Here is a 9,962-nt window from a genome sequence, read left to right as displayed (position 1 = left end):
AGTGGGCGCCCGTACGGTGGCGGTCATGCTGGAGACCCCGGAAGAAGTCGCCGCCCTGCAGGCTCTCCTGGATGCGTCACACACATCCTCGAGCAGCCACCTGAAAGAGATCGTGAACGACGATCACACCCTGTCCGCGTCGGACCTGGTCGCTCTGCTCACCGGCATGAAGGTGCTGAGCGTGGCCACGGTCACCGCCCGCGCCGAACCCCGGATCAGCGCCCTGGACGGGCACTTCCTGCACGGCACCTGGACGTTCGGCACGGCCGGCACCGCCGCCAAGGCCGTACACCTGAGCAAGCGCCCAGCGGTCAGCGTGGCCCACGTCGACGGAGAGAGGCTGGCCGTGTTCAGCCACGGCCAGGCCGAGCAGCTGGAGCCTCACCACGATGCCTGGTCCGAGACCATCGAGCACTGGACGGCGCACTACGGCTCGTCGCCGCTGACCTGGGGCCCGGACATCCGGATGTACTGCCTGCGCCCGCAGTGGATGGTGGGCTATGCCGCCGACCGGGCCAGCCTGCTGGAACAACGAACCGGACCCTCAAGCTCGGACGTTACGGGATCATCGAGTGACGAAAGCGGTAGCGAGCAAGCGGTCTGAGCGGCAATCCGTGCCGGATCGACGGTTGGTTGAAGCGCCTGACCTGACTCGTCTCGCTCCTTGGTGACCATTCCGGGTTAGTGACCTACCTCGGCCACTCGCGACGGCAGCCGCACTCGCACTCGTCACCAGTTACACCACATCCGCCTCGGCAGCCCCGTCCGCGCGGGGACAGTGGCGCACCCTGCTGGCCGGCGCCGAACCCGAGTCCAACCCGCTGGAGGGCTTCATCCCCTTCAACGAGGCCTACGACAGCTCCTTCAGCCGCTTCCCGCACACGATGGAATGGTCCTACTTCCCCGTGAGCGCGGTGATGACCGGATCGAACACCTTCGACTGGAGCACCGTCGACAATGCGGTGAACCAGGCCGCGGCGCGCGGACACCAGACGGCCATGCGCTTCTACCTGGACTACCCCGGCCGGGCCACCGGCATCCCCCAGTTCCTGCTCCAGGGCGGCCTGAAGACCTACCCCTACACCGAATTCGACAACTCCACGAGCGTCATCCCCGACTACAACGACGCCAACCTGCTCTCGGCCATAGACCGCTTCATCGCCGCCCTGGGCGCCCGGTACGACGGCAAGGCACAGATCGGCTTCGTCCAGGCTGGCCTGACCGGCTTCTGGGGCGAGTGGCACACCTACCCCTACGACGGCACGACGAAACCGCAGAACTACATGCCCACGACGGCCAACCAGCGGCGCGTGCTCAACGCCTTCGTCTCGGCCTTCAAGACCACCGAACTGGAAGTGCGCAACCCCGACCCGGTCAACGCCGACCTCCCGATCGGCTACCACGACGACTCCTTCGCCCTGGAGACCAAACCCGTCGCGGCCGGCTGGCACTTCATGAACAAGATCAACGACAACGGCCTGCAGAACAAGTGGAAGACCCAGTCCATCGGCGGCGAACTGCGGCCCGAACTCCAGTCCTGCATCTTCAGTCCCGCCGGCTGCCCGGTCATCGAACCGGACGGCGACAACGACTTCCCCGGCAGCGTCCAGCAGACCCACATCAGCTGGATGATGAACCACTACGCGTTCCAGACCGGCTACTCCACCGCCGACCGGGCCAGGGCCCTGGCCGGGGCGAAGTCCCTGGGCTACTCGTTCCGGGCCACCCGCGCCTACCTGCCCACCTCGGCCACCGCCGGTAGCTCCATCACCGTCGGCGCCAGCGTGCAGAACATCGGCATCGCGCCCTTCTACTACCCCTGGGCGGCCCGCGTGGCCCTGGTCGACAGCAGCGGGAACCTCAAGGCCAACACCGCCGTGGGCTGGAAGATCAGCGATGTCGCCAGCGGCGCCAGCAAAGACTTCACCAGCTCGCTCAGCCTGACGGGAGTCGCCAAGGGCTCCTACCGCGTCGTCCTGCAGGTCCCCAACGCCCTCAGCAACGGGGCGCCCATCCGCTTCGCCAACGCGGGCCAGGACACGGCCAAGAACGGATGGCTGACCCTGGGCTCACTCACGGTGAACTGAGCCCCCGGCGGGGTGTCGGCACTGGCCGGCGCCCCGCCGTGGCTCATTGGTTGCGGCCATCCATCAGGCGTGGGACTTCGTTGAACGCCATCACGCCGACGCCCTCGTGCTCCATGTCTGCAAAGACATCGGTGGTGCTGGCCCACTCGCCGGAGTGGCCCTGCTCGGCGGGGCCGTCCAGATCGGTGCAGATGTTCACCTTCGTCAGTCCGACTCCGGCCGCCCCAGCCAGTGATTCAAGTGCAGGGACCAGCCCGCCGACCAGCTGTGCCCGGGCTCGACCCACGCCAGGTCGCGGCCCGAGCGAAGTGCGTCGGGCGGTGCGGTCATGGGCTCGACGGCCACCGCCGTCACGGTGTCCATGCCGCGCGGGAAGTTGGGGCACGTGTAGATCTGGACCCAGCCGAACCGGGAGTCGGTGCGTAGTTCCACCTGCCGGCCGTCAGGAGCTTTCAGGCGATGGCTGGCGCCGGGGGTGAGCCCGCCGTAGCAGTGATTGAGCCGTGCCCCGGCCAGCGGCATGCCCGCCGGGCTCTCTGGCGTGCCGGACACCGGATGCTGACCCACGGGGATCAGTTGTTCGTCCAGATCGAGGACGAAGCCGGCCCGGACGTCCAGCATCAGCTCCGCCGTCGGGACGTCACCGATGCGCAGGTAGGGGTGGAAGCCCAGGCCCAAGGGAGCCGTTTCCAGGCTGTGATTCTCGACGCAGGCCTGCACCAGCACCCCGTCCGCCAGCACCTCGTACGTCAGCGTGAGGGTGAGGTCGAACGGATAGCCCTGGCTGGCAACGACGTCCGTGCTCAGGCACACGCCCTGCGGTTCCTGGCCGGCGACCCGGAACACGTTCTCGCAGACCAGCCCATGGTTGGCGTTGTTCAGCCCCGGCTCGGACACCTCCAACTGCCGTTCGACGCCCCGGTGGGTCCACCGGCCGTCGCGGACCCGGTTCGGCCAGGGGAACAGGACCGCACCCGCTGCATGGGGCGGAGGACCCTGGTCGTAGCCCTCCACGATGTCGCACCCGTCCACCGAAAGCGCCTGCAGGCCGCCGCCGACGAGGTCGACGGCAGCCCGGACGCGTCCGTCCGCCGAAGCGAGCCCGATGCTCACCCCAGCTCACTGAGGGATGCCGACCAGGTCGTGAGCCGGGACAAGGTCACCGCGTCCAGCGCGGCCAGCGGCTCGATCTCAGCCCGGCGGCGATCCAGCGCCGCGACATCGAGCCAGACGTCGGCCTCCGGGTGCAGGGCCAGGATACGCAGCGAGACTTGCGCGCCCGAGGCTCCGGGAACCGTGTCCAGGTCCACGGTCCAGGGGGTGCCATCCCAGAAGCGGTCGGCCACCACTTCGTCGTCGACGCACAACTGGGCCACGTCGCCCGCCCACTCAATCTCCAGAAGGCGCCGCGTTCCCGCTACGGGCTCACCGACGTCTTCAAGCTCGAAAACGCCCGCTTGCTGCGCAATGGACTCAGGGGACGGTGCGGAGGCGCGGCCGCCGAACGAACCGTAGGAAGCCAGCGGCGGCCCGAACTCCCGGGTCTGGCTCACCTGGACCGCACGGGCGCGTTCTGCCTCAGCCAGGGCGCTCAGAGCGGGCACCCGACGGCCGTCGGCCCTCAAAATCTCCAGCCGTGGTGCGCGGTCCGCCTCGACGAAAATGCGCCCGCCGTCGCACCATACGGGGTGCTCGCTGAGCACGACGAGACGATCGTCGAGGACCCAGACGCGGTCGGCGTCCGCGGCCGCGATGACGATGACCGTGGCAGAACGGTCTTGGGCCGTCAGGCGCAGGACGTCCCCCTCGGCGCTCTGCTCGGCGTCGGCGTCGACGACCACGTCGATCCCGGCCTCTGCCACCAGGACCAGCGTGCCGTCGGTCAGGGCGGTCAGCGCCGATGCGGTCGCCGAGCGCAGCTGGATTCCGTTGAGCGACAGACCGATGGGCCAGCGGGCGATCGTTGCGGGCGGTACGTCGAAGGGCCCCAGATTGATGACGTTTTCCGCCAGTTCGGCGCTCAGGTGGACGTTGCGGCGGGTCGGGAGAGGGACGTGCGGCTGGTGCCAGTTGATGAAGACGAAGCCCGAACGGCCGTCCGAGCGCAGCGCCCAGCGCAGGGTCTGAACGTCACCCAGCCCGTGCGGTTGCTGCTCGGGCAGCACCGAGGGCATGTCGGCCAGGTCGCTGCCGAAGGCCTGCAGGAAAGCGTGCTGGCGGCGTAGCGCCGCATGCGCGCGAGAAGGCAGGCCGGCCGCGCCGATCGCGGCGTGGAAGTCGTAGTCGCTGACGGGCAGGTCGTTCGGGTAGCCGGTGGCGTGCGACTCCTGAACCGGGCCGATCCCGGCCGGATTCAGGCCACCGGCGTACATGTAGTAGCCCTGCCACATCGACCCGCTGCCGAGCTTGGCGTTGGCGACGGCCGCGATGTCCTCCGCTGCCGGAACGATCCGCCGGTGGTAGGTGCTGGCCATCCCGCCGCCCAGTTCGCACGTAGCGGGCGGGAAACCGGAGACGCCCGGTTCGGAGGCGGTGGACGTCTGCTCCAGCGCCTGCAGGTCACGCACGTCCGCCCCGACGCCCGGGTCGTCCCACTCGTGCGAGAAAAAGAAGTGGGCGCGGAAGTTCGGCGCCCAGCCGTCGGCCGCGTCCACCCAGAACCCGTCGCCGTACCCGGCCCACAACGGGAACACCTCGTGCGCGGGCAGATCCGCGCCGCCCCAGGCGGTCGCCGTCCAGATCGGGGCGCTCAGCCCCGCCTCGCGGGCCAGGCGCTTGAGGGTGAGCAGGTGACCGGGTTCGGTGTACAGCTCGTTCTCCAGCTGCAGGCCGATGACCGGGCTGTCGGGCCCGCACAGCCCGGCGAGCTCCTTGCCCAGCCGCTGGAACCAGGCGCTCACCAGCTCCAGGTACCCCGGGTCGTCCGTGCGGTGGCGGACCGGCGCCTGCTGCACCCAGTCGGGGAAGCCGCCGTTGCGCGTCTCACCGTGCACCCAGGGCCCGAGCCGCAGCACCACGTGCAGGTCCAGTTCCGCGCACAACCGCACGAACTCGGCCACGTCCAGGTCGCCGTCGAAACGGGCCTGGCCCTGCACCGGCTCGTGGTGGATCCAGATCAGGTACGTGGAGACGACGTCGATCCCGCCCGAGCGCATCAGCACAAGACGCTCACGCCAGCGTTCGCGGGGCACCCGCGAGTAGTGGATCTCCCCCGAGACCGGGATCCACGGGCGTCCGTCCCTGAGCAGGTGCCGGGAGGTCAGGCCCACCCGGTGGTGCGCACCCGCGTCCCCCATCGGCAGCCGTCCGGCCGGCTCCTCCCAGTCGCGGAAGCGGATGCTCAGTTCAGGCACTGCGGAACTCCTCGTTGATCTCGATCTGCCATGCGGCGTCCTGCCACATCGGATGGTGCGGGGCCGCGTTCGAGCAGGCGAGCACGCCCCACAGCCCCTGCTCGGCCGCGGTGCGCACACCGTGCTCGGCCAGTGCCTTGCCGATCGGGCCCTCCTCGAAGGTGCCCTCCAGCGGGGTGTAGCCGATCCACCCCTCCCCGACCAGCACCGGGACATCCTTCCAGCGCCCCCAGGCGGCGATCGCCGTCACCCGGGAGGCGATCTCGCGGCGCATCACCTCGTGGAAGCGGCCGTAGTTCTGATAGAGCCAGGCGTCCCAGCGCACCGCGTCGATGGTGTCGTAGCCGTAGAGCATCTGGTCGGTGACCACCGTCGCCTCCAGCTTCCAGGCGGCCGGGCGGCCGTACTGCTGGAAACTCGGGCTGGCGGGCCGCTGCAGCGCGCGCAGAGCCGCGTTCGGGTACGCGTCGGTGCCGGTGGCCCGGATGTCGATCTGCTCCTGCAGCGCATCCAGCACACCGTAGGAGTAGACGTGGAACTGCCCGGCGCCCAGCCCGTCCGGCACGGTGTGCATCGCCAGGTGCGGCGGCTTGCCCCAGCTGACGGTGACCAGCTGCGCCGGATGCTCCTGCTGCAGGTGCGCCACCGCGCGGGTGATGCTGTCCCGCTCGTTCGGCACGTGGGAGAAGTCGACCTCGTTGTGCAGTTCCACCAGGGCGACGACCTGCTCCAGACCTGCCTCACGGATCGCGTTCAGCATCCGGCCCAGGGCCGCGGCCAGCTCGTCCAGGCGCTGGCGGTGCGGGATCGCCTGCAGCGCCCGGTGCCAGCGGGGGTCGCCGGCGAAGGCGGGTGACTGCTGGTACTCCCAGCTGGAAAGGATCACGCTCACCCCCCGGCGCCGGCACTTCTCCAGAAGCTCGAAGAACCGGGCCCTCAGCGGCGTCTGGTAGCCGCCGGGAACGGCGTACCAGCGAGTGCGCTGCCCGTAGTGGCCACCCATCCCCTCGATGGGCAGGCTCTCGGCCAGGTCGTCCAGTCCGAGCTCGCCGAACAGGAGCATGGGGGCAGCGCAGATCCGCACCGTGTTGTACCCCCGGGCCACCGTCTGCTCCAGGGCCACGTCCAGGTCCTCGTACGGCTCGCCGGGACCGGCCAGGGTGTACCAGGAGAAGTCCCACAGGCAGATCGTCAGTTTCGGCGGCAGGTGCTCGGGGATCACGGGCTGACCGCCTCCTGGGTGAGGGTCCTGCCCCGGCTCGCCGCCTCCCGCAACGCGCTCACCTGGCGCTGGCGCCCGGGCACGTCGTCCACGTCGAACAGCAGCAGCTCCGGCAGCGACGTGGCGAAGTAGTCCGGCTCGGCCGCGGCTGCCTCCAGGTCGGCGGCCGTGGCCTCCAGCGACGACCAGACCTGCCCGGCCAGGTCGGCGCGACCCAGCCGGCAGTGCGCCACGCCGATCCAGTAGTCGTCCTCCCGGGCCGGGCGCGGGGCCACCGCCAGTGCTCCCCCGGCCTCGGCGGCGGCCTGCCAGCGCTCTCGCGCCAGGGCGTCGTGTCCGGCCGCCTGGTGCGCGTCTCCGGCCACCACCAGACGCTGGGCCAGTGGATGGGCCGGGTGGCGTCCCTCCCCCAGGTTCTCGGGCAGCTCCTGGTCGAGCAGGGCGGCTGCATCGGCCGGGTCCAGCGTGGCCGCCAGCGCCAGGCAGGCCCGGTCGTACGCCGCGATCACCTGTCCCTCGCCGCCCTCGAAAGGCTGGAAGGTGCGGGTGGTGAGGATCTGCCAGGCCTCCTGCACCCGGTTCTCCTCCAGGAGCAGACCGATGTAGGCAATGGCCAGGTCGTCGCGGGCGAACAGGTCCGCGCCGCTTTCCTGCAGCACCTGCAGGCGCCGACCGCTGGGGACCTGGCGCAGACGGGCCAGCTGGTCGCGCTCGTAGACCAGCTGCGGGAGCGGGCCGGCCTCGGCCAGCGCCCGGGCCAGGTAGTGCTCGGCCTGCTCCAGGTCGCCGTGGACGTTGGCCACGGCCACGGCGGCGTTGCGCAGGACCACCACGTCGGTGGACCCGTGCTGGACGGCCTGCTCCAGTACGGGCACGGCGTCCTCGCCGCGGCGGGCCCCCAGGAGCCACGTGCCCAGAAGTCCCAGGGCGACCGCGTCGCCGGGGAGGCTCGCCTGCAGGACGTCCAGGTCGTCTAGGCCGGCCGGGAAGGCCAGGGACCGGTCGGCCTGGGCGGCCGCCCGGCGGGCTCCGGCTGCCTGCTCCGGCTGGGCGAGCCGCTCGAACAGGATGGCCCGCAGGTAGTGGGCCACCGGCACCGGGTTGCCGAAGGGCCCCGGGCCGCTCGCGGCGGCGCGGGTGGCCCAGTGCAGGGCCCGTTCGTCCTCCCCCAGCCGGGCCAGGTCCTGCGCCACGGTCAGGTAGGTGCGCGGATCGGCCACGTCCAGTGTTGCGTCCAGAGCAGCCAGGAACGGGTCCAGCGGGTCGGCGCGCCTGGCCTCGGCCAGTAGCTCGTCGGCCTGCCCGGGAGTACCGGCGCGGTGCCGGCACAGCACCGTTAGGGCCTGGGCCATGGGGTTGCGCGGGTCGCTGTCTTGCGCCGCGTCGGCATGGGCCGCCGCGGCCTCGACGTTGCCCGAGCGGAGCATCGCGCGGGCGGCGCCGAGGTGCCCGGGCAGGGTGTAGGCGCCGTCCCAGGCCGATTTGGCGAAGGCCTGGGCGGCCTCGTCATGACGTTCGAGGCGTTCGAGGATGAGCCCGCGAAGGTAGGGCAGTTGCCCGGTGGCCGGGTTCAGGTTGCGCCGCAGTATCCGCCCGGCGGCGGCGTCGACGTGGATCAGGGCCTGGGCGTACCGGCCCTGCCGGTAGTCCATCTCGGCCAGGGCGAGGTGGGCGCGCGAGTCCTCCGGGTCCAGTTCCAGCGCTCGGTTCAGGTAAGGACGCGCGGCCCGTGTGGGGTGCCGGTACTGCACCAGGTGCTGGGCGGTCAGCAGCAGTTCGTCGATCGAGTCCAGCTGCGCGGCCGGCGCCGGAGCGGTGGCCGACCACGGTTGCGGGGCCTCGGGGTGGGCCTGCCAGGCCACGACCTCCCGCTCTCCGCTCAGCAGACGCACGACGAGCTCGTCGCGGTGGCGGCAGCCGGAGACACTCAGCTGACCCACGTAGGGCGAACCCGGCTCCAGGACCACGTCGAGGTGCTCGAGCACCTGGCCCGCGTACGAGACCTCCACGCGCCCCTCGATCCGGTGGGCCGCCGCAATCCCCAGCCGCACACGTCCTTCATCGACCTCGACACTGATCGCCGCCTCGGCGGTGGCCTGATGGACCACGCCGACGTCCTGGATCGGGTACCAGAACTGGCTGAACTGGCGGGTCTCGCCCGGCGCGAGATAGCTGAAGTCGGGCTGGTTGTCGGTGAAGACGCCCGCCATGAGCTCCACGTAGGGGCCGTCGCCGTCGGTCAGCTGACGGTCCCAGGCGTGCCCGATCGGGCCGTTGCCCCACGTCCACTGCTTCTTGCCCGGCGAGATGTCCCGGTCGGCCCAGTGCACGAAACCGGCGCCGGCGCGATGGTCGTAGCCCCCGAAGAATGCGTCCTGGGTGTCGGTGATCATGTACGAGGTGGGCACGGGAATGTAGCTGTAGCGGTCGATCTCGTCCGCGCCCTCGTTCATCGAGGCCAACGCCGGGTAGTCGACCCCGTAGTAGGGACGATCGGCGCGGGGGAAGGCGGTGATCGCGCGGCGGGCGTGGTCGGCGACGTAGCGGACGTCGGTGGGGAAGAACGACTGGTAGTCCTCGTGCACGGCCGCAGCCACGTTCGCCCACCACAGGAAGGTCTGCGGCTGGTCGGTGCGGTTCAGCAGGCGCACCACCACCTCGATGGTGGAAGCGTCCGGGCGCAGGCGGATCCCGTGGGTCGCGCGCATCCGCTGCAGGGGGTCCAGGTCGCTGTGCCAGACGATGACGCTGCCGTCGTCCTGGTGCTCGATGCTGGTCTCGACCGGCAGGTAGGTGCCGGGACGGTGGTGCTGCGGCCAGTTGAACTCCACACCCCCGGAGATCCAGGGGCCGGCCAGGCCGACCAGAGCAGGCTTGATCACGTTGTTGCGGTAGAAGAAGTCGTAGTCTCGGGTCTTGTCGTAGCCGATGTGGATGCGCCCGCCCAGCTCGGGCAGCAGCATCAGCCGCACCCAGCGGTTCTCCAGGTGCACCGCCCGCCAGGCCCGGGGATGCGGCTGCGGGTCGATGCGGCTGGTGAAGGGCAGCGGGTACACGCCGCCGTCCGAGCCCTGGTAGACCCGGCGGTCGAAGAACATCGGGAACGCGTCCGGCTCGCCCGGCTCGTAGGTCAGGATCTCCACGTCCTGCTGCCAGCAGGCCACCCCACCGGCGGCGAGCGTGTCCTGCTGCGCCGGTGGGGCCGCGGGAAGGGTGATGCGAGAAGGTCGGCCGGTCATACCGACACGCTAGGCACTTGCGCCCCTGCCGGATATGGTTCCAGCAACGGTCTACATGGAC

General features: G+C 70.5%; 7 protein-coding genes. 2 read left to right on the top strand and 5 right to left on the bottom strand.

Annotated features, from left to right (window positions below):
* Both LWF15_RS08570 and LWF15_RS08565 read left to right on the top strand, forming a co-directional pair.
* Window positions 1-604, top strand: a 604-nt coding sequence (locus LWF15_RS08570) for a pyridoxamine 5'-phosphate oxidase family protein (protein WP_232809866.1), incomplete at its 5' end; no start/stop codon positions are given.
* Between the two features lie 313 nt (window positions 605-917).
* A complete protein-coding gene (locus tag LWF15_RS08565) occupies window positions 918-2,087 on the top strand; it encodes a DUF4832 domain-containing protein (protein WP_232809865.1) in 1,170 nt (389 codons plus the stop codon).
* Window positions 2,088-2,130: 43 nt separating this feature from the next.
* Here the strand turns inward: LWF15_RS08565 and LWF15_RS08560 are convergent, their stop codons facing one another.
* From LWF15_RS08560 to LWF15_RS08540, 5 genes are read right to left on the bottom strand one after another with little or no spacing between them, the layout of a single operon-like run.
* Window positions 2,131-2,286, bottom strand: coding sequence for a hypothetical protein (locus LWF15_RS08560; protein WP_232809864.1), 156 nt, complete (start codon window positions 2,284-2,286; stop codon window positions 2,131-2,133).
* A 5-nt stretch (window positions 2,287-2,291) separates the two neighbouring features.
* Window positions 2,292-3,200 (bottom strand): aldose epimerase family protein, encoded by a 909-nt coding sequence (locus LWF15_RS08555; RefSeq protein WP_232809863.1) that lies wholly within the window; start codon window positions 3,198-3,200, stop codon window positions 2,292-2,294.
* Window positions 3,197-5,440: a beta-galactosidase gene (locus tag LWF15_RS08550; RefSeq protein ID WP_232809862.1), complete on the bottom strand. Its 2,244-nt coding sequence runs from the start codon at window positions 5,438-5,440 to the stop codon at window positions 3,197-3,199. The genes LWF15_RS08555 and LWF15_RS08550 overlap by 4 nt, the downstream gene beginning before the upstream one ends.
* The gene (locus tag LWF15_RS08545) at window positions 5,433-6,662 is read right to left on the bottom strand and encodes a cellulase-like family protein (RefSeq protein WP_232809861.1); all 1,230 of its coding nucleotides are present in this window, start codon (window positions 6,660-6,662) and stop codon (window positions 5,433-5,435) included. The genes LWF15_RS08550 and LWF15_RS08545 overlap by 8 nt, the downstream gene beginning before the upstream one ends.
* Window positions 6,659-9,901 (bottom strand): DUF5107 domain-containing protein, encoded by a 3,243-nt coding sequence (locus LWF15_RS08540; protein WP_232809860.1) that lies wholly within the window; start codon window positions 9,899-9,901, stop codon window positions 6,659-6,661. Before LWF15_RS08540 ends, LWF15_RS08545 begins: the two co-directional genes overlap by 4 nt.
* Window positions 9,902-9,962: the final 61 nt, after the last annotated feature.

The organism is Kineosporia rhizophila (genome assembly GCF_021277265.1).
GTDB classification, from domain to species: domain Bacteria; phylum Actinomycetota; class Actinomycetes; order Actinomycetales; family Kineosporiaceae; genus Kineosporia; species Kineosporia rhizophila.
The sequence above is the reverse complement of the archived record's forward strand: the minus strand, read 5'-3'. Positions and strand labels throughout refer to the sequence as shown.

Bases quoted from the DNA above. Each gene is read 5' to 3' on its own strand.
- LWF15_RS08565 (WP_232809865.1), top strand. From the start codon at position 918: ATGACCGGATCGAACACCTTCGACTGGAGCACCGTCGACAATGCGGTG.
- LWF15_RS08540 (WP_232809860.1), bottom strand. From the start codon at position 9,901: ATGACCGGCCGACCTTCTCGCATCACCCTTCCCGCGGCCCCACCGGCG.